This window comes from Halomonas sp. BDJS001 (assembly GCF_026104355.1).
In the GTDB taxonomy this organism is placed as follows: domain Bacteria; phylum Pseudomonadota; class Gammaproteobacteria; order Pseudomonadales; family Halomonadaceae; genus Vreelandella.
The window spans coordinates 3260143-3279920 of sequence record NZ_CP110535.1 but is presented as its reverse complement, the minus strand read 5'-3'; the positions used below and the strand labels follow the sequence as shown (position 1 = coordinate 3279920).

General features: G+C 54.2%; 19 protein-coding genes, 3 pseudogenes and 1 riboswitch. Of the genes and pseudogenes, 13 read left to right on the top strand and 9 right to left on the bottom strand.

Annotation, left to right across the window (positions count from 1 at the left end; all coding sequences use genetic code 11):
- Positions 1 to 69 precede the first annotated feature (69 nt).
- Positions 70 to 176, top strand: a riboswitch (TPP riboswitch).
- The 6 genes and pseudogenes from OM794_RS15285 (at position 166) to OM794_RS15260 (ending at position 7025) form a co-directional block, all read left to right on the top strand.
- Entirely contained in the window at positions 166 to 1539 is a 1374-nt protein-coding gene (locus OM794_RS15285; RefSeq protein WP_226247230.1) for a sodium:solute symporter, read from the top strand. (Overlaps the previous riboswitch by 11 nt.)
- Positions 1540 to 1608: 69 nt before the next feature.
- A complete protein-coding gene (locus tag OM794_RS15280; RefSeq protein WP_226247228.1) occupies positions 1609 to 3033 on the top strand; it encodes a diguanylate cyclase domain-containing protein in 1425 nt (474 codons plus the stop codon).
- 27 nt (positions 3034 to 3060) lie between these two features.
- Positions 3061 to 4028 (top strand): annotated as a pseudogene (locus tag OM794_RS15275) (magnesium transporter CorA family protein).
- 113 nt (positions 4029 to 4141) lie between these two features.
- Positions 4142 to 4726 (top strand): NnrU family protein, encoded by a 585-nt coding sequence (locus tag OM794_RS15270; protein ID WP_265153883.1) that lies wholly within the window; start codon positions 4142 to 4144, stop codon positions 4724 to 4726.
- A gap of 45 nt (positions 4727 to 4771) precedes the next feature.
- Entirely contained in the window at positions 4772 to 5950 is a 1179-nt protein-coding gene (locus tag OM794_RS15265) for a zinc-binding dehydrogenase (protein WP_226247222.1), read from the top strand.
- A gap of 11 nt (positions 5951 to 5961) precedes the next feature.
- Positions 5962 to 7025 (top strand): annotated as a pseudogene (locus OM794_RS15260) (proline racemase family protein).
- Here the strand turns inward: OM794_RS15260 and OM794_RS15255 are convergent.
- The 3 genes from OM794_RS15255 to OM794_RS15245 all read right to left on the bottom strand — a co-directional run bounded on the left by OM794_RS15255 (position 6992) and on the right by OM794_RS15245 (position 8716).
- Positions 6992 to 7267 carry a DUF1289 domain-containing protein gene (locus OM794_RS15255; protein WP_226247218.1) on the bottom strand — a complete coding sequence of 92 codons (276 nt, stop codon included), beginning with the start codon at positions 7265 to 7267 and terminating at the stop codon, positions 6992 to 6994. The pseudogene OM794_RS15260 and the gene OM794_RS15255 overlap by 34 nt on opposite strands.
- Positions 7267 to 7683 carry an alternative ribosome rescue aminoacyl-tRNA hydrolase ArfB gene (arfB, locus tag OM794_RS15250; protein WP_226247216.1) on the bottom strand — a complete coding sequence of 139 codons (417 nt, stop codon included), beginning with the start codon at positions 7681 to 7683 and terminating at the stop codon, positions 7267 to 7269. Before arfB ends, OM794_RS15255 begins: the two co-directional genes overlap by 1 nt.
- A gap of 85 nt (positions 7684 to 7768) precedes the next feature.
- Entirely contained in the window at positions 7769 to 8716 is a 948-nt protein-coding gene (locus OM794_RS15245; RefSeq protein WP_226247214.1) for a D-2-hydroxyacid dehydrogenase family protein, read from the bottom strand.
- 109 nt (positions 8717 to 8825) lie between these two features.
- Between OM794_RS15245 and OM794_RS15240 the strand changes: the two genes are divergently transcribed.
- The 5 genes from OM794_RS15240 to OM794_RS15220 all read left to right on the top strand — a co-directional run bounded on the left by OM794_RS15240 (position 8826) and on the right by OM794_RS15220 (position 14241).
- Positions 8826 to 9440, top strand: coding sequence for a flavin reductase family protein (locus tag OM794_RS15240; RefSeq protein ID WP_226247212.1), 615 nt, complete (start codon positions 8826 to 8828; stop codon positions 9438 to 9440).
- 341 nt (positions 9441 to 9781) lie between these two features.
- Positions 9782 to 10921 (top strand): ABC transporter substrate-binding protein, encoded by a 1140-nt coding sequence (locus tag OM794_RS15235; protein WP_226247210.1) that lies wholly within the window; start codon positions 9782 to 9784, stop codon positions 10919 to 10921.
- 59 nt (positions 10922 to 10980) lie between these two features.
- A complete protein-coding gene (locus tag OM794_RS15230; RefSeq protein ID WP_226247208.1) occupies positions 10981 to 13080 on the top strand; it encodes a methyl-accepting chemotaxis protein in 2100 nt (699 codons plus the stop codon).
- Positions 13081 to 13191: 111 nt separating this feature from the next.
- On the top strand, positions 13192 to 13761 hold the full coding sequence (locus tag OM794_RS15225) for a DJ-1/PfpI family protein (protein WP_226247206.1): 570 nt from the start codon (positions 13192 to 13194) through the stop codon (positions 13759 to 13761).
- Between the two features lie 117 nt (positions 13762 to 13878).
- Complete coding sequence (locus OM794_RS15220) at positions 13879 to 14241, top strand: ribbon-helix-helix domain-containing protein (RefSeq protein ID WP_226247204.1); 363 nt, start codon at positions 13879 to 13881, stop codon at positions 14239 to 14241.
- A 10-nt stretch (positions 14242 to 14251) separates the two neighbouring features.
- Here OM794_RS15220 and OM794_RS15215 read toward each other — a convergent pair whose 3' ends face one another.
- The gene (locus OM794_RS15215; protein ID WP_226247202.1) at positions 14252 to 15019 is read right to left on the bottom strand and encodes a DUF1499 domain-containing protein; all 768 of its coding nucleotides are present in this window, start codon (positions 15017 to 15019) and stop codon (positions 14252 to 14254) included.
- Positions 15020 to 15113: 94 nt separating this feature from the next.
- Here OM794_RS15215 and OM794_RS15210 point away from each other — a divergent pair, with 94 nt between their 5' ends.
- Complete coding sequence (locus tag OM794_RS15210; RefSeq protein ID WP_226247200.1) at positions 15114 to 15446, top strand: hypothetical protein; 333 nt, start codon at positions 15114 to 15116, stop codon at positions 15444 to 15446.
- Between the two features lie 23 nt (positions 15447 to 15469).
- On the opposite strand, the gene OM794_RS15205 is transcribed toward OM794_RS15210, so the two are convergent.
- Complete coding sequence (locus OM794_RS15205) at positions 15470 to 15703, bottom strand: DUF3820 family protein (RefSeq protein WP_226247198.1); 234 nt, start codon at positions 15701 to 15703, stop codon at positions 15470 to 15472.
- Complete coding sequence (locus OM794_RS15200) at positions 15700 to 16590, bottom strand: LysR substrate-binding domain-containing protein (protein ID WP_226247196.1); 891 nt, start codon at positions 16588 to 16590, stop codon at positions 15700 to 15702. The genes OM794_RS15205 and OM794_RS15200 overlap by 4 nt, the downstream gene beginning before the upstream one ends.
- A gap of 134 nt (positions 16591 to 16724) precedes the next feature.
- Between OM794_RS15200 and OM794_RS15195 the strand changes: the two genes are divergently transcribed.
- Positions 16725 to 17150, top strand: coding sequence for a VOC family protein (locus tag OM794_RS15195; RefSeq protein ID WP_226247194.1), 426 nt, complete (start codon positions 16725 to 16727; stop codon positions 17148 to 17150).
- A gap of 34 nt (positions 17151 to 17184) precedes the next feature.
- On the opposite strand, the pseudogene OM794_RS15190 reads toward OM794_RS15195, so the two are convergent.
- From OM794_RS15190 to OM794_RS15180, 3 genes and pseudogenes are all read right to left on the bottom strand, one after another.
- Positions 17185 to 17301: pseudogene (locus tag OM794_RS15190) on the bottom strand (AraC family transcriptional regulator); the annotation flags it as partial.
- 14 nt (positions 17302 to 17315) lie between these two features.
- Complete coding sequence (gene lnt, locus OM794_RS15185) at positions 17316 to 18791, bottom strand: apolipoprotein N-acyltransferase (RefSeq protein ID WP_226247192.1); 1476 nt, start codon at positions 18789 to 18791, stop codon at positions 17316 to 17318.
- A gap of 63 nt (positions 18792 to 18854) precedes the next feature.
- Complete coding sequence (locus OM794_RS15180; RefSeq protein ID WP_226247190.1) at positions 18855 to 19754, bottom strand: HlyC/CorC family transporter; 900 nt, start codon at positions 19752 to 19754, stop codon at positions 18855 to 18857.
- Between the last annotated feature and the right edge of the window lie 24 nt (positions 19755 to 19778).

Here is a 19778-nt window from a genome sequence, read left to right as displayed (position 1 = left end):
AAGCTTTACTAAGCGGTTATTCTGATTGAGAATAGTTCCTGAATCAGTTCTTAACCTCGTATCTACATTCACTGTCGCCAGGGGAGCCCTGCTTTAAAGGGCTGAGATGCGCGCTGCGCAGACCCTGGAACCTGATCCGGTTCGTACCGGCGGAGGAAGCGCGACATGCTTTATTTGACGTCAGCCGTGCTTGGCGCGGCGCTGTGCTGCTTTGCTTATTTAGGCCTGCGAGCTCGCTGGGTGGATGGCCCACTTGACGACTATGTCACTGCTCGTAATTCGCAAACGGCTTCTACCCTTGGACTCTCCTTTCTAGCCTCCGGGATGGGGGCATGGATTCTCTTTGCGCCCCCTGAAATTGGTGCCTTTGTTGGCCCGCTGGCCCTGGCAGGCTATGCCCTTGGCTCTGCGCTGCCATTTATCGTTTTAGGGCTGTATGGGCCAAAGATTCGCCGTGCGCTGCCCGAGGGGCGCAGCATCGCCGAGTTTGCTGAGGCGTGCTATGGTGCGGGTGTACGGCGCTGGGTAACGCTGGTATCCATTGCCTATATGGCCTGTTTTTTAGCCGCCGAGCTAACCGCCATTGGGGCAATCACTGCGTTACTTTCCGATGTGCCCCCTGCACTGGTGATTATTGGCGTAGCGCTTACTACGCTGGTGTATACCGCAGCGGGAGGCCTGCGAGCCAGCCTTGCCACTGACCGCTGGCAGGCGTGGCTGCTGTTGGTTCTGCTGTGTGTGGTGGGGATCATGGCGCTATGGCGACTTCCCACTATTCCCGCTGAGGCTGTGCTTCCTTCTATTCCCGTTTCCAGTGCGCTCAGCGTAGCGTTAACGCTAGTGATCGCGGTTACTGCAGCTAACCTTTTCCACCAAGGCTATTGGCAGCGCGTGTGGGCTGCGCAAGACGATCAGAGCTTGGGGCGCGGAGCATGGTTAGGTGGGGCGATGACGGTGGTCGTCGTCATGGTCATTGGCGGTTTGGGCGTTTTGGCTGCCATGAGTGGTGTGCAACTGGGAGAGCCACCAATGCCGTTTTTTGCTCTGCTAAGCGATGCGCCTGTTTGGTTGACGCTACCCGCCTTGATATTAGCGGTGACTTTAGTCGCCTCCAGCGTTGATACGCTGCAAAACGGTATTGCCTCGCTGGTGGTCGCACGCAGCGAGCAGAAGGGCGTTTCACTGGTGGCTGCCCGCTGGGTAACGGTGGTGGTGATGATTCCGGTGGTATTGATTGCCTTACAGGGGCTGTCGGTACTGCGGCTGTTTTTGATTGCCGACTTGCTGTGTGCCGCGATTGTGGTGCCTGTATTGCTTGGCCTGTGGCAACGTATGACGCCAATTGCAGCCATTGGGGGTGGTGTTGCAGGTTTGCTAGGTGCCATTCTTCCTGGGTGGTTAAGCCAAGGAAGCCTGATAGCAGGGATCTTGGCTGCCAGTTTTCCAGGCAGTATCCCTACCCTGGGGCCATTCGTCGGTGCGTTAATCGCCTCCACGTTAACGAGTGTGCTGCTCGCGTTTTCAACCAGAAAAAAGTGAGATGTAAGCAGTAAAGAGCTGATCGCGTTATGCTAGCAGAATAATAGCTACCTCATGGTTGATATGACAATGAGTTTCCCCACGGCACCTGACGAAGATGCGCGGTTAGCAGCCCTTTATGAGCTTGCACTTTTAGACACCCCTGAAGAGCCTGCTTTTGACCGCATTACGAGGCTGGTGACCAAGCTGCTAAACGTGCCTATCTCGACGGTGACGTTGGTAGATGCGCAACGGCAGTGGTTTAAGTCGAGTATTGGCGTTGAGACCCAAGAGACATCTCGCGATGTGGCTTTCTGCGCTTATACCATTTTGTCCTCAGAGCCCTTTATTGTTGAGGATGCCAGCCAAGATGCCCGTTTTTCTCAAAACCCCTTAGTGGCTGCTCCCGATGGCATCCGTTTTTATGTGGGTATTCCATTACACTCTTTGCAAGGCTTGGCACTGGGGTCACTCTGCGCTCTCGACACTAAGCCACGCGTCGTGAGCGCGGATGAGTTAGCGACCTTGCAAGACTTAGCGGCAATAGCGACAGAGGAAGTGCATTTGCGTGAGCGGGTGGTGCTGGAGAAGAAAAATGCCGAGGCATATCAGCAACAATTGAATGAATTACACCGCAGTATGGAGTGCCAAATCGAGCGGCGTACCAATGAGCTCAATTTAGTCATCGAGTCAGCTTATGATGCCTATATCAGCATTGATGCCCACGACGTGATTTTGGACTGGAACCGAGCAGCGGAGGTGATGTTTGGTTGGCCGCGCAAAGAAGCACTGGCAAGGACAATAACGGAGCTTATTTTCCCCACCGGATTACCTCCCAGCAATAACCGTGCTGCCATTATATCGACGGCACGACGCCGGGATGATACTGAACTACCTGTTGAAATTCGTATTAAGGCGTTAATGATTGATGGGCGCGAGCGGCGCAGCCTTTTTATCCACGATATTACCGAGCGTCAGCAGCTTGAGCGACTGCGCGATCAACAGGCGCGTGAAGACGTGCTTACCAAGCTACCTAACCGACGGGCTTTGGATGAGCGCTTACCTGAAGCAATGGCTCGCACTCGACGTACCCAGCAACCCTTAGCCGTGCTGTTTATGGATCTGGATGGTTTTAAAGCGATTAACGATATCTATGGCCATGCCATGGGCGATGAACTGCTACGCGTGATTACTAAAAGGTTGGTGCAGGCTATTCGTGAAACCGATTATGTCGCGCGCTGGGCCGGGGACGAGTTTGTTTTACTCTTGGAAGGCAGTGAGCCTACGGCCATTGAGCAGTTGGCTGACAAATTAATCCAGGTAGTTCAAGAGCCAATGGCTGCTGGCAAAGCAGCGCTAAACGTCAGCGTTAGCATTGGGGTTGCTCTGTATCTACCCGCCAGCGCAGAGACCGCCAACGAACTGCTAAAGCGTGCCGATGTGGCGATGTATGAAGCCAAGCGCTCTGGAAAAGCCCAAGTGCGTATTGCCCACCCTGTTGATAAAGCTTGTTAAGCACCAGGGAAACCTTCAAGGACGAGCATGATTCGAACGATTTTGACCACCCCAGAAGGCGAAACTCACGAGGGCGATGAACGCCTAATGGCCGTGTGGCACTCCAACCCTGGCAGCCATATCTGCATCGATATGCAGGGCGAGTCCCAACAAAGTGAGCGGGCGATTTTAGAGGCGTTTGAGTTCCATCCCATGGCGATTCAGGATGCCCACAAAGAGCGCCATCCGCCAAAAATCGAAGAGTTTGATAATCACACCCTAATTATTTATCGTGGCATCTCCTCCTTCGATGCCGAACTAAATTACCTGCCCCAACAGGTCTGTTTCTTTGTGGGCGAGCGATTTCTGGTCACCCTCCATCCCGGCCAAGCGCTCTCCATAGAACGGCTATTCAACGAGCACGGTAAAGCCCTACTGGCCCACTCGCCGGAACATGTCGCGCTGAGGGTGATGTATATTTCAGCGGGCTTTTATATCGATAGCCTACTTGAGTTCGAAACGGCGTTAAGCGACCTGGAAGACGAGCTGCTCGAAATGGTAATGATGTACTAATGCGCAAGATCATTACCTATCGCTCGCGGCTGGTTAAAATGCGCCGCATCTTTAGCTACCACCAGGGTATTACCCAAGAGCTCATCGCTTATGACTATGAGCATTTACCGCGGGAGGAGAGCGAAACCCTGCACGCGATCAACGATGTAGCGGATCGCTTCGAGCGCCTCTATACCTTGACCCAAATGTACTACGACATTTGCGGTGACCTAATCGATGGCTATATCTCTATTTCCTCTCACCAGCTAAATATCACCATGCGGGTGCTGACGGTGATTACCGCGATCTTCGTGCCTCTTACGTTTATTGCCGGGATTTACGGTATGAACTTCGAAAATATGCCCGAGCTGCGCTATCAGTACGGCTACTTTTTTGTCTGGGGAGCCATGTTGGGTATTGCGGGTATCTTGATTTGGCTATTTAAGCGCAAGCATTGGTTTTAGCCCGTGAGCGAAAAGTTGACGCATGCATAGGTGGTCGGTGGCTGAGTGTGGCATCCTCTCCAGTGACCAATACTATAAGGCATAAAGCCGTCGACTAGCGTTTTCACTGGGAGTTGTTCCATGACGATTATGATTATCGGGCTGCTGATTTTTTAGGCAGTCACTCTGTACGTATTTTTGCTGAAAACTGGCGCCAGCAGCAGATTGCCAAACACGGTGAATCCACTTGGAAAGTCGCCTATGCGGCGGTCTCCATCGTTGGCCTGGCCATTGCGATTTATGGTTTTGGGCAGATGCGCCTCGCCCCTCTCTATATCTGGTACCCGCCTATGGGAATGCGCCACGCGGTGGCGCTGCTGATGGTTCCTGCCTTTATTATGCTGGTGGCGGCCTACATTCCGCATAACGCGATTAAGGCCAAGCTCGGCCATCCCATGATGCTGGCGGTAAAAATCTGGGCGTTTGCTCACCTGCTGGCCAACGGACGCTTGGGCGATATCATCTTTTTTGCTGCCTTTCTTATCTGGGCTATCCTGGCGTTTAAAGCCGCCAAAAAGCGCGACCGCCTGACACCGCCTGCGCCCGTCAGTACGCATAAAATGGCCACCATTGCTACCGTGCTCGTCGGCTTGATAGCGTATGTGTTGTTTGCTTTTTATCTGCACACAGTGCTGATTGGCGTCCCTGTTTTTAGCTAATCAGTTTTGAGCAGTTTGACGTTAGCCCAACCTAGGAGTTACTCCATGGCCGAGACGACACACACGGTGCCCACCACCATGGCTGCCATGCTATTGACCGGGCATGGCGGTATCGAAAAGCTGGAATACCATCAGAATGTCGCCACGCCGCAGCCCAAGGCGGGCGAGGTGTTGGTTCAGGTTACCGCTACGGCGAAGAATAATACGGACCGCAAGGCGCGTGAAGGCCTGTACCCGACCAAAGACAAAGGTGATGTGACTTCCTTTGCCATGGGCGGCACCCCAACCTTAACCTTTCCACGGATTCAAGGCGCCGATGTTGCTGGCCGTATAGTGGCGGTTGGCGAAGGCGTTGACGCCAAGCGAATTGGTCAGCGCGGACTGCTGGATTTTAATATTTACGCCGATGAACGCCGGGATATCAATCTAACCCCAGATTACTTTGGCCACGGGGCTGACGGCGGTTTTGCTGAGTATATCGCCGTGCCTGCGGAGCAGTTTTATCACGTGCCTAACCCAGAGCTGCATGATGCCGAACTAGCCTCAATGGGCATGTGTTCGTATCAAACCGCTTATCATATGATGACTGCCGCCAAGGTGGGGGCCGGAGAGCGCGTTCTGGTCAGCGGTGCCAGCGGCGGTGTGGGCACCGCGCTCATTCAACTCTGTCGCATTGTGGGCGCGATTCCTTACGCAGTCAGTCAACTTGATAAAGCCGAGGCGCTCAAAGCACTCGGTGCAGAAACGGTGATTGACCGTGGTGATCTGCCCACTTTTGTTGAGCGGGTGCTGGAAAGCACGGGTGGCAAACCGATTGATGCAGTAATGGATTTGGTCGGCGGTGAGATGACCAATCTGTTTATCGACACCATGATTGTCGATATGCAGGGGCGTAAGAGCTACCCGCGCCTCTCCATTGCCGGTGCCAGCGGTGGCAACCTTAGCGAAATGATGTGGACCCGCATCTATCTTTATCAAGTACAGATATTTGGCGTTTCCCACGGCACCCGAGAAGAGGCCGAACAACTGGTGGCGTGGATTCGCAGCGGGGAGTTAAAACCAGTACTTCACGCCGCCTTTAAGTTGTCTGATCTGCACGCTGCCGAGCGCTATTTTGTCAATCGGGGTAGCAACTACCTGGGTAAAATCGTGCTTGTCCCCGATGCCCAGTGGGCACTCCATGGTGCGCCGTTCGCCCTTGAGAATTCCTCCACTGCCGTTTAGGAGCACCGCCAGTGCCTAACCTTCATACTATTCAGCTAATGGACACCCATGCAGGAGGCGATGTTAGCCGTATCGTCACGGGGGGGATAGATAGTCTGCCTGGCGCTACCGTGCGCGAGCAGATGGAGTATCTGCGCGATGACGCCGACGGTTTGCGCCGACTGCTGCTCGAAGAGCCCTACGGTATCCCGGAAATGTCGGTGGATCTATTGGTGCCGGCTTGTCACCCTGAAGCGGTGGCGGGCTACATCATTATGGAAGTGATGGGGTACCCCATTTACTCCGGATCCAACACGCTGTGTACTGCGACAGCGGTGCTTGAGAGCGGGATTGTCCCCAAGCGGGAAGGTATACAGCGGTTTAAGTTGGAAGCCCGGCGGGGTTAGTGCAAATCGAAGCGAAAGTGCACAACGGTGTGGTGGAATCGGTGACCTGTGGCGGCTTGCCCAGCTATATCGATACCTATCGCGATAAGATTCACGTGCCGGGTATTGGCGAAGTGACTTACTCCATCGCCTATAGCGGTGGCTTTTACGCTTTGGTCGACGCCACTGAGCTGGGCTTTAAGCTTTCCCGTGATGAGGAGCGTGCGCTTTCGGAGTGCGCCTACAAAATTGTTGAAGCGATAAAAGCGCAGCGAGGCTTTTCCCACTACACCCTGGGCGATGTAGGGCCGCTGCCATTTTTGCACTTTATGGGCCCTGAAGAGCAGATAGGGGAGGGGTATACACGTTCACGGTCAACGACCTACGTTCATCCAGGTGTTATTTGCCGCAGCACAACGGGCACCGGCACCTCGGCACGTCTAGCGCTAATGAATTACGAAGGACGTTTGAATGTAGGTGATAAGCTAGAGACGGTATCACTGCGCGAGACGGGGTTTATTGGCACCTTCATTGGCACCCATCAGGAAGGGGCTTACCAGGTCGTCGAAAACACCATTACCGGCCGCAGCTATGTACTGGCCCACTCGGATATCGTTATCAACTGTGATGACCCGATGGTCGCGTGTGGCGAGCTACACCATATATTGCGCGACCGTCACCCGCCGGAAGCCCTGCCTTTAGAAACGTAGCCTTTGGAAACATGGTCTTTAGAAACATAGTCTTTAAAAACATAGTCTTTAAAAACATAGCCTTCGACTACCAAGCGTTCCCATACCGGGGTCTTTTCGGCCTCGGTCATGCTGCCCCAAAGCGCAATTTCATCCAGCGTGCGGCCACACCCTTCGCATACCGATGTGGTTGGTTCAATCTGACAGATCTGTATGCAGGGAGAAAGAGGGCGCTGAGCGGGAGGTGTGGAGTCTTTAGTCATTAAGAGGCCGACACCTTACCGCGCAGCGATTTAATTTTGCCCTTACGGGTTTTGTGATCGACGCGGCGACGCTGTGAGCCTTTGGTGGGCTTGGTGGCGCGGCGTACTTTTTGCTGTTTGGTGGCGCTTTGTATCAGCTCTTTTAAACGCGCCAACGCATCCTCTTTATTCAGCTCAAGCTTACGATGGCTTTGCGCTTTAATAATCACCACACCCTCTTTACTGATGCGTTGATCAGACAGCGCCATTAAGCGCTCTTTATAATGAGTAGGTAGCGTGGAGCTGGGAATATCGAAGCGCAAATGCACCGCTGAGGAGACTTTATTGACATTCTGTCCGCCCGCACCTTGGGCGCGAATCTGACTGATATCAATCTCCCAATCAGCCAGGGTAACGTTGCTAGAAATGGTGAGCATTAATGGCCTCTGTGCTACTTATTGGCTTATAGGCTAGCACAATTGGCACAGAGGCGGTGGCCGTTACGCTCTCTAGCACGCTCAATTAACGGGCTAGATTGTTGACGGGTTGACCATCAATATACGCCAGCAGGTTGCTAAAGGCATCGCCAAAATAGAGCTCGTAGCTATCTTTTTCCACATAGCCAAGGTGGGGAGTGGCGAGCAAATTGGGTAATTCCAGCAACGAGTCTTGGAGCACAGGTTCAGCATCGAATACATCGACTGCTGCCTGACCAGGGCGCCCGGCTTTTAGCGCCTGCTCTAGTGCGCCGGGCGCCACTAACTGAGAGCGGCTGGTGTTGACCAGTAACGACGTTGGCTTCATTTGGGCAAGTGATTCAGCGTTGACGATGCCCCGGGTGTCGTCATTCAGGCGGAGGTGCAGGCTCAGTATATCTGAGCGCTGGAACAAGTCAGCCTGGCTTTCGGCCACTTCTAGCCCGACATCAGCAGCCCGTTGCCGAGTACCCTCACGGCCCCACACCAACACCTTCATTTCAAATGCTTGACCGTAGCGTGCGATTAAGCTGCCGATTTTTCCGTAGCCGAAAATACCCAGTGTGCGTCCTTTGAGACCGGTGCCTAGCGTGCGTTGCCAGCGGCCCGCTTTCAAATTCCCAACTTCTGCCGGTATGTGCCGCATAGCCGAAAGCACCAATCCCCAGGTAAGTTCTGCAGCGGCGTACGGCGAACCTGTCCCCGTCATTACGGTGACGCCATGGCGGCGGCAAGCTTCCATATCCACATGGGCAGCACCCCCTCCTGTCTGGCTAATCACTTTCAGGTTGGGCAGGCGCTCAAGTAGGGCCGCCGTGATCGGTGTGCGTTCGCGAATAAGCACTAACGCCTCTGCCTCCTGGAAACGTGCACTCAGCGCGTCAAGGTCGGTCAGCGTATCGTGGTAAACCTTTACATCGTGACCATCTAGCTGTTTGAAGGCGTCTAAATGGCGCACACAGTCTTGGTAATCATCAGGGATAACAATCTTCATTAAATGGAATCCTCAAACTGGCCGCATCGATAATGGCAAAACAGAGCGTTGTGGGCTTTGCTGTTATAAAGTGATACTAACCTGAAATCTTGCCACCAAGGAGTCATCAATGAGTGATTACCTATTAGAGGATGCACCGCTAAGCCCGGGGGTTATATACCGGCTGCTATCCGGTAGCGTTTGCCCACGGCCCATTGCCTGGGTATCTACCCAGGATAAGCAGGGAAATGCCAATTTGGCGCCGTTTTCCTTTTTTAATGTGGCCAGCGTAAACCCTCCAGTGCTGGCGTTTTCGCCGCTACTGAATGGTAGCGGCGAACGTAAAGATACCGTGCGCAATTTAAATGAAGTACCAGAGTGTGTCGTGCACGTGGGTAGTGAAGGGCTCATTGAAGCGCTGAATACCACCAGTGCCAGTTTGCCGCCAGGGGAGGACGAGTTTGCCCTGGCAGAGCTTGAAAAGGCTGAAATGATGGGCGTTAGCGTGCCGCGGATTGCCAACGCGCCCGTGGCGTTTGGTTGCAAACTGTTCGATATGATTAGCTTTGGAGATCAACCCTTGGCAGGCACATTAGTACTGGCTCAAGTCGTCTCCATCCATATTGATGATTCGCTGTGGGACGGTCGCCATGTGGATATGGATTTACTCAAACCTGTTGGACGTCTAGCAGGCAGCGATTACATCCGCATTAGCGATCGTTTCGCTATCGAAAGGCCCGCTTAGCAACCGGTTGAGATTTTAAGAGCATGATTTTTGGGATCATTTGGCTTGCTTTGTCAGCTTGTGAGTGAGTGTTACAGAGTGGGTAACAAACGTTACTCATTAATTAACGATAATTAACCTTTAGTCGTATATTCTCCTGCCGATAGTAATACACAGACAGTAATACTCAGATAGCAATAAACAAAAGTTCGGTAATGTGGCGAAAGTGTGAGGGGAAAGCTACGCACTTTCGCCCATGCTACTTACGTGGGGAAGTGATCTAGCTATTAAGGAGCAGATCAATGCGACGATTGGGAACCAAGTTGTTAAGAAAGACCTTGCTAAAAAGGGCTTTATTCACAATGGCTGTATTAGGCGGAGTGTTTGCTCCCCTATTTGCGCAGGCAGAGCTTACCTTTGGCATTGTCGCCCCGTCCAGTGGAGGCGCTGCACCGCTTGGGTTGGGCATGCAAAAAGGTATCGAAACCTACTTTGCCGAGGTCAATGCGGCGGGCGGGGTTAATGGCGAAAATTTGTCGCTGATTGCACGAGATGATCAGTACAAACCGCTACAAGCCGCCAGCAATACCCGACAGATGATTCAGGATGACGATGTACTGGCGGCGATTGGTAATGTCGGCACACCCACCGCTACGGTGACCATTCCCATTTATAATGAATATAAGACTTTGCTTTACGGTGCTTTTACCGGCGCCGGGGTGCTGCGCAAGTCGCCGCCTGATCGCTACGTGATCAACTACCGGGCCAGCTACGTACAAGAAACTGCCGCGATGGTGGATGGGTTGCTGGAAGCCGGTGTATTGCCCGAAGAAATTGCCTTCTTTACCCAAAACGATAGCTTTGGCGATGCGGGATACAATGGTGCCATCCAGGCATTAACTGCCCATGGCGTCGATAATATCGCAGCACTCGCCCATGGGCGTTTTACGCGTGGCACGCGCAATATCCATCAGGGGCTAGCGACTATTCTGGAAGCACCAGTGACGCCTCGCGCCATTATCATTGTCGGTACCTACGGCCCCGCCGCTGATTTTATTCGTGAAGCGAAAAACGACTTACCTGACGCGGTATTTTTGAATGTCTCTTTTGTGGGTAGCCAGGCGCTTATGGATGAACTTGGTGAACTGGCCGAAGGCGTCATTATTACTCAGGTAGTGCCCCCCCTGGATGCTGACTTGCCCGCCGTAGAAGCTTACCGTGCAGCGTTGGATGCCCATGCCAGTGGTAGTGAACCGGACTTCATTTCGCTCGAAGGTTACCTGGCCGCGAAGCTCTTTGTGGAGGGTGTGAAAGCCGCCGGTGCCAACCCAGACCGTGACGCTATCGTGGATGGCTTGCTCGGTTTGGGGTCGGTTGATATTGGACTGGAAGAGCCCGTTAGCTTGGGACCGAACGACCATCAAGCCAGTGATGCGGTGTGGCCAACTATTATTGCCAATGGCCGCTTCGAGTCGGTGGAGTGGGCGAGCTTGTTGCCTTAAAGCTTCGATTCACAAAGCTTACGTTACCTGTAAGACCCTGACACAAGTGAAAACAGATAATGAAAAAAACCTTAAGTATTCGAGCAATGCTGATCAGCCTGTTCTTAGCAGCGGTGCTGGGCGCCGTGGTACTGGCGGCAACCGGTTGGACGACCAACCAACGGCTGATCGACTCCCAGCGATATATTACCAATGAAGTATTGCCGCTTCAGAATGCCAGCATGGGCATGGTGCTTACCATGGGGGCCTTTGGCCAACGCCATGCGGATTTGCTTGCCGCAGAAAGCATGACTGGTATAGATGAGGCCACCACTCAAGCGGCACTGGATGAGCGTTTTAATGATGCACGGCAAGGTCTCCATGAGGTTGGTCAAGGGCAAGGGTTGAGTGAGCTGGATAGCCACTATCAAGCATTGCTTGAGGGAGATACGGCGCTGGAGGCCGTACGCCGTGAAGAGCTGAGCCTACAGACCCAGATGGCTGAGCGCATCAGCGCAATGCAAGCGCTTATTTCTCAAGTAATGCTAAGTGCCGAAGATATTGCCGGGCGTACGGCGTTAGCACAGGTACGTAGTGACCGTGAGCAGCGCGTGTTAATGGAAGCTTGGCGCGAAGATGGCATGACCACGCTGCCTACGCAGTTATTAGATAATATGTATACGGTGCAAGCGGATATCGGCCGCTTAAGCGGCAATGCACGTATGGCATTAGCGCAGCTATCTGACCTTGGACGCCAGATGATGCAGACGAATAGCGCCGATGCACTGGTCAACTTGCGCCACAATGAAATTTCTCAGCAGGTGGGTTTAGCTCGCCAATCACTGGCGGCGATCGCCGACGCTCCTAGCACCGAAGCAGATCAGCGCGCGCTAATCAACGATTTAGATGATGTCATCGTAGAGCTGGATGGGTTGATGGTATCCGATGATAACGCTGTCTATGAGCTTCGTTTACAGCAGTTGGAGTTAAGCGCCCAGGTGCAAGCGGCGCTCACTAATGTTGCCCAAGCCATGACTCAGATGCGCACGGCGCTAAGTGATGTCGAAGCGTACACCGTTGCTCAGGCGGATAGTGCCGCAACGCAAGCAGAGACGCTAGCCAACGCTGGTCGCTCGTTACTGATCATGGTCACTCTAGCGGTTATCGTGTTACTTGCGATTTTTGGCTGGCGCACCATGGTGCGTGTCTTGGGGCCCTTAGTCGCCATGCGTCGGCAGATGGAAAACATCAGCGGCGCCGCGGGTGAAAATGCCGACTTGTCCATGCGCCTTGAGCTAAAGCGTAACGACGAAGTGGGCCAAACTGCTCAAGCGTTCAATAATATGATGGATACCTTTGAAAGCATGGTGGCGCAAATCCGCGAAAGCGCTGAAGCCATCGCGGCCAGCAGCCGTCAAATTGCCGCCGGTAATGAAAACCTCTCCCAGCGTACTGACCAACAGGCGGCGTCATTGGCGGAAACGGCCTCAAGTCTGGAAGAGATTACTGCCACGGTGAAGCAAACCGCTGAGTATGCTGATCAGGCCAAAGACGCCAGCGGCAATGTCGATCAGCGTGCCCGCGCCGCAGGCGATGTGTCCACGCGCACGACGTCGGCGATGAGTGATATTCGCGAGGCAAGCGAGAAAATTACCTCGATCATTAAAGCCATCGACGATATAGCCTTTCAAACCAACTTGCTGGCGCTCAACGCATCTGTTGAAGCGGCGCGTGCAGGAGAGCAGGGGCGTGGGTTTGCCGTGGTGGCCCAGGAGGTTCGCAAACTAGCCGGACGCAGCGCCGAAGAAGCCGCCCAAATTCGCCATTTGGTAGACGATAGTGTCGCCAAGGTAAGCGAAGGTGAGCAGTTGGTAAACGCCTCAAGCAAACACCTGCAGGAAATCATTGATAGCCTGAGTGAGGTAACACGCTATGTTACCGAAATTGCGGGAGCGACCCATGAGCAATCGGCTGGGATCGACCAGATCAACCAGGCGATTTCGCAGTTGGATCAAGTGACCCATCAGAATGCCCGCTTGGTACAAGAAGCGACCACTGCCAGCCACACGTTGGATGATCGTGCCGGTGACATGCATGCGCTGGTAGGGCGCTTCCGTGTTAGCGACCATGCCGGACAACCTCAACTGACGCTGCCGCCGCAGAAGGAAGTTTCACTGTAGTATTGACCTACTACCCGATGGCTGGGCGCGCTTGCTAGTCTGATCTAACACGCCCCGCGTGTGCTCAAACACTCGATCAATAACCATAAGATAGATAAGAGGAGCACTGAGATGAGCAGCAAGCGCATTTTAATGATCACCGGTGATTTCACCGAAGATTATGAAACCATGGTGCCATTTCAGGCACTCATGGCCGTTGGCCACCGTGTCGATGCTGTCTGCCCTGGGAAAGCCTCAGGCGATACGGTGGCGACGGCAATTCATGACTTTGAAGGTGATCAAACATACTCCGAAAAGCCCGGCCACCGCTTTGCATTGAATGCCGATTTTGCCAGCATTAACCCCACCGATTACGACGCCTTGGTGGTGCCTGGTGGCCGTGCCCCAGAATATCTTCGTTTGAACAAAGAGGTGCTAACCATGGTTCAGCACTTTTTTGAGACCAACAAGCCCGTGGCGGCGATTTGCCATGGTGCTCAGCTATTAGCCGCTGCAAAAGTACTGGAAGGGAAGCAGTGCTCCGCTTATCCGGCCTGCCAGCCGGAGGTGGAGCTTGCCGGTGGTCACTTTGCCAATCTGGAAGTAACCGATGCGGTAACCGATGGCAACCTGGTTACTGCCCCTGCATGGCCTGCACACCCAGCTTGGCTTGCGCAGTTTATGACACTACTGAATAAGTGATATTGGTCGCAGGAACTTATGACGCTTGCGCCCGGCAGTTGCCGGGCGCTCTTGTTTGCCGTGTCCATAAATGCCGCTATGCTAAGCGTAGATACCAAGACACGAGAGACAACGCCCATGTGTAAGCTCTTTATTCAAGCCGACCCGTCGCTTTGGCGCAGCGAGACGCACTCGCTGCGCATCGATGGTATGGTCACCAGCGTGCGTATGGAGAATTACTTCTGGCACATTCTTGAAGAGATTGCCCAGCGGGATGGAATGAACACCGCGCAAATGATTACCCGGCTGTATCACGAATCCATTGACGCTGGGCATGATTTGGGTAACTTCACCTCGTTTTTACGCGTTTGTGCCCTGCGTTATCAAGCGCTTCAGTTGAGTGGAGATATCCCCACCCATCACCAGGTGCCTATCGCCACCCTGGATGCTGAGCAAATTTTAGCGCGCGAAGATAGCCATAAGCGCGATCAGATACATTAACGAATACGAGCTATTTAAGCCGCGCTTCCAGCGACGTTAAAAACGCTTCGATTCTTGCCGCGTTTGTGCCCACATCGCTGGCGCCCAGGCGCGATGCCGAGCGCATGTCTACCTGCACCCCGTTTTCAATCTCGGTTAAGCGAATGACCACATCATCCTCAAAGCCAAACCAGCGGGTAGTTGCGGTGGCTTCTATGTGATTGTCGGTGATACGGGCGATCCGCCAGCCCGCCTCCTCGGCCTCAGCCTGGGCGGCAGCCAGCACCGTTTGCGGCGCTTCGTCCAGGATCAGTGGCTTGATATAAGGGTAAGCAGCCTGCTGCTGCTGAGCGGTGGTATCGCCTGGATAGTCGACCGCGTTAGGTGCCGCTTCTCGTGCGTCAGCTAACGCTTCAAAGGCAGGAGGGTTTTGCGTATCTGTGGTGATGTCGTGAATCGCGGGCACCTGTTGAGCGCGTTGCCAATGCTGCCAGGGTATGTAAAGCAGTGCAGCCGCGGCGACGATGACCAGTGTGGCGATGAATGCCGGCCTGGAACGACGCACCAGCATGCTAAACAGCAGCGTGATAATACTGATCGCTATTGCGGCTCCGGCGGCATAGACGCCGTTGCGAAGTAAGTTAAACGCCTCACCTAAGCTGACGAGTTCGCCCCGGTAAGCAGGCCCAGCGCCCGCCATTATTAGGGCCGCCACCGCTAGCAGCAGAATGGCCAAGCCAGCCAGTATACCTGGCCAACGGCCTCCACGAGAGCGTACCGTTGTTAGTCGCGTTACCATGTTCTCTCCTTATCACCGCGTATTTCGCTATTCTTAGCACAAATACTTCGCCAATGGGCAGTGTGAACGTTTTAAACCAGACGATAGGATAGATATGACCGATAACGTAGCCGCGCTTCGCCAGCTACTGCTCAGTGCACCGCCTGATGCTCTACCCATGACGTATCAGCAGGTGGCTAGTGCACTAGCGCTCACGCCGCCGCGCACTATTGCTCAAGTCACCCAGGCGTTAGAGCAGTTAATGCGTGAAGACGCTGCCCAGCAGAAGCCTTTTATTGCGGCACTTGTCGTCAGCCGCCGAGGCGATGGTCTGCCCGCGGCTGGCTTTTTTGAACTGGCGGTCGCCCTAGGCCGCTTTCCTGCGGATACTGTACAGCATGAGACGGCTTATCGGGCTGAATTTCAGCGTGCTCTGAACGAGCGTTAGAAAGCCGATAAAACCGCAAATCCTTAGATTTCGCCACGCTGACTCGGCGCTTTACGCAGTGGATCAAGCAGCGGGCCAAGCCCGTTGTGATCGATTTCATGCATTAAATGCAGCAGCTGACCAATCTCCCCGGAGGGAAACCCTTCCCGTGCAAACCAGTTTAAATAAGGGCCGGGAAGATCAGCGATAAGCCGACCCTCATACTTGCCAAAGGGCATGGTACGCGTCACTAATTTTTCCAGATCCTCTGGCTTCATCCATTTACTCCTTTTTCAGGTCGCTGGGCGATTTCACCAATCAGATGAGCAAGCGCCCTAGCGGGTTCGTTTAAATGGCCGCTGGTAGGATGAATCAGACCCACATCGCGGTGAAAAGTGCGCTCGCCTAAATCAATCGCACGCACTCCCGATGGCCAGCGTGGCTGTGCTATCGCTTGGGGCACCAGGGCAATGCCTACTCCTTTGGCGACGAGTTTAACAATGGCTTCCAGTTCATCGACTTCGCATACTTCACGCACGTTGCAGTGATTGTGACGAAGGAAGCGATCTACCTGACGGCCCCCAAAAGAGGCACGGTCATAGCGGACAAACGGCTGCTGGGTGATGAGTTCCTGCCACTGGTCGCCGTCAATATGGTGCGGGACGATTAATCGAAAAGGCTCATGGGCTAGGGGCGTCCAGCGCAAATCGCTGTGCAGTGAAAAGGGCGGGCGAATAATCACTGCCATGTCCAGCTCCCCAGCGTCGACTTGATTCACTAGTTGCATAGATAGCCCAGGTACTACGCGAGTGCGACATTCGCGATAGAGGTGATGAAAGCGAGCTAGCACATCGGGCAACAGCGAGCGCTGTATCGAAGCGATGGCGCCAATGTTGACTCGTTGATTGGCTGGTTGACCCGCTGTGGTGTCACCCAGTGTGCTGTAGAGGGTGAGCAGCGCATGGGCTTGCTTTAACGTTTCCTGACCACGCTGGGTCAATATGGCGCCCCGCCCTTTGCGCTCAAACAGGGCTATACCCAGCGCTTCCTCAAGACGTTTCATCTGTGCGCTGACCGCTGCTTGAGTCAGGCCGATTTTGTTGCCTGCGGCGGCGAAGGTGCCTTCCTGTGCAACCGCAATAAGCGTTTTTAGCTCGCGGATCATTGATAAATCCTTTTTGTGAATCAGCTAAATAGTTATTGATTTTATTTTCCCATGAGCCGCCTTAGGATGAACAGAGTGGAGCCTTATAAAGTGCCCGCTAACCCTGATAACTTCCCATAATATGGAGAATGACCATGAGCCTTTCACCCTTCCATCTGGCGATTCCCGTTTACGATGTTGCGCTAGCCCGGGCGTTTTATAACGATGTGTTTGGTTTGGAAGAGGGGCGTTCCAGCGAGCAGTGGGTCGACTTTAATTTCTTTGGCCACCAACTGGTCATTCATGAACAGCCCAAAACGCCAGGGCAAGAGAGCGCACACACCAATCCGGTAGATGGACACAACGTGCCGGTGCCGCACTTTGGCGTGATCTTGACGTGGGACGAATGGGAGGCCTTGGCCGAGCGCTTGAAAGCGAGGGATACACAGTTTGTGATTGAGCCTTACGTGCGCTTTAAAGGCGAGGTCGGCGAGCAGGCCACTATGTTCCTGCTCGACCCATGTGGCAACGCCCTGGAATTCAAAGCGTTTAAAGATATGAGCCAGGTCTTTGCAAAATAAATTTTGCTAAATAAGCCCTGCGTTAAATCTCGTTTTAAGCTCGTAACGCCTGTTCCTGGCGGCGATGCTGAAGCGGCGGCTCGCCAAAGTAGCGCTTATAGTCGCGGCTAAACTGAGGCACGCTGCGGTAACCCACTGCCGCAGCTGCCTGTTGTCATTTCAGCTTCACGCCTGACGGGTGGTTCTTGCTGCTAGCATACCCGGTAAGATCATCAACCCAGCCAGCAACCAAGCAGGCCAACTACCCAAGCGAGTGAAGGGGGTCAGGCCCTCCATAGCGTAGAACTCGCCAGTAAGCGTTGTGGTTTCAAACTGTGGGGCGCGTTCAACAATTTGCCCATTGGGATCGATAATAGCGGTAATGCCGTTACTGGTGGCACGCACCACATAGCGACCATTCTCTAACCCACGTAGGCGTGCCATCTGCAGGTGCTGGTGGGGGCCGATCGAGGCGCCAAACCAGGTATCGTTAGACACCGTCATGATCACACCGCTGTCTTGGGCTCGGCGAGCGACCAACTGCGGGTAGATGATCTCATAGCAAATGGCATTGCCAATTGAGATCCCGGCGGCCTGCATCGGCGTTTGCTCCGTTGCACCTTTGGTGAACGTGGACATGGGTAGGTCGAAAAAATCGATCGCCCCGCGCAATATGCTCTCCAGCGGCAGGTACTCACCAAAAGGCACCAAGTGCTCTTTTTGGTAGCTGCCTTCTACGTCGCCAACGCCAATCACGCTATTGAAGTAGCGCTCTTGTTCGTCGCGCTGAACGATGCCGGTGAGTAGGGCGACGTCGGGGGGCAGGTTCGCTTGCACCCGCTCCAGGACTGGGCGAGCCTGGGTTTCCATCATTGGCAGGGCGGTTTCTGGCCAGATGATCAGGTCGACCTCATCAGCGACTTCGCGGGTGAGTTCACTATAGGTATTCGCCGCCGTGCGCTGCCCTTCGGGCGTCCACTTCAACAGCTGCGGCAGATTGCCCTGTAGCAGTGCCACACGGGTAGGTTCGCTTTCTGGCGTGGTCCATTGTTGGGGGAGTGCCAGGGGGATTAACCAAATAGCCGCAAGGGGGGCGAGTGTCCACCACTGGCGGCGAAGCAGCAGCTCAGCCCCCAGCGCGCCGCTAAGTGCGACTAGCAGCGAGAGCAGGTAGACGCCGCCAACGGGCGCCCAGGCGGCCAGCGGCGAATCGACAAAACCAGAGCCCAGTAGTAGCCAGGGGAAGCCGGTAAACAGGTAGGTACGCAGCACTTCGCCCAGCACCCAGGCGCCCGCAAAGCTGATAAACGCGAGGCGGGCGGAGGTAAAGCGTCGATAGAGCCAGAAAGTGCCAGCAAAAAACAGCGCCAGAATCGTCACGAACAGCGCGGTGAGGAAAACAGCTAGCGGTACGCCGGTGTAGCCGTAGTCGTGGATAGAAACATACACCCATGAGGTGCCGCTGGCGAACAGTGCCACGCCGTATAACCAGCCTTTCAGAGCCGCCTGGGCGGGGGTTAAGGTGTGCAGGCCAACATAGAGCAGACCAATCGCCACCGGACCTAGCCACCAAAGCTCAAAAGGGGAAGCCGTTAGGGTGGTGAAACCGCCCGCCACCAGGGCAGCAAGCAGCTGTAACAAAAACGCGGGGGGGAAACCCATAGCGATAACCTATCTACGGTAAGGTGCAAGAAAGTGGGTAGAGAGCAGCACGACAGCAAGCGCCTAGTCGGGCTTGTTCTCCTGGTCATCATCCTCTTCATCACCGCGGCGGGTGTCGCGGTAGGCTTCGAGTAGACGAATGCGCCGAGTGTCGGCATTGAGAATCACAAATCGCCAGCCGCCTAGAATGGTGTGTTCACCGCGCCGAGGCAGATGGCCAAATTGCTGCATTACCAGGCCGCCAACGGTATCGAACTCATCGTCAGAGAACTCGGTGTCAAAGCGTTCGTTGAAGTCTTCGATGGGGGTCAGCGCACGAATAGCAAAATGGCCATTCTCTAATTCGCGGATATCATCCTCTTCATCGGTATCGTGCTCATCTTCAATGTCGCCGACGATCTGCTCAAGGATATCTTCGATGGTGATAATGCCCGCGGTGCCGCCGTACTCATCCACCACCACCGCCATGTGATTGTGGGTATCCCTAAACTCTTTGAGCAGGCTGTTGAGCCGTTTTGATTCAGGGATAAACATCGCCGGGCGCAAAATGTCATCTAACTTGAACGCATCACGCTGGGCCTGTGTCTGGGAGAGTAGGGGGAGCAGGTCTTTGACCAGCAGAATGCCTTTTACATCATCCAAGTTCTCGCCAATCACCGGATAGCGGGAGTGACCGGTTTCCTGAATCAGCGGTAGGTAGCCGTCGCTGGTTTGATCCAGCGCGATGGCGGATACCTGGGAGCGGGGTATCAGCACTTCGCGAACCTGCTGGTCGCTGATCTCAAGGGCGCCTTCGATGATCATGATGGCGTCCTGATCCAGCTTTAGTTTCCCTGCGGTATGGCGTAAAAACGTCATCAGCTCATCCCGCGAGCTGGGTTCGTCATTGTCTCCGGAAAGGGCGCCAAAGAGTTTCTCGAGCCAGGATTTTTGATTGGGGTTGCTCGATCGGTCTTCGCTCATGCGTCAATTCTCTCGTTTGCGGGC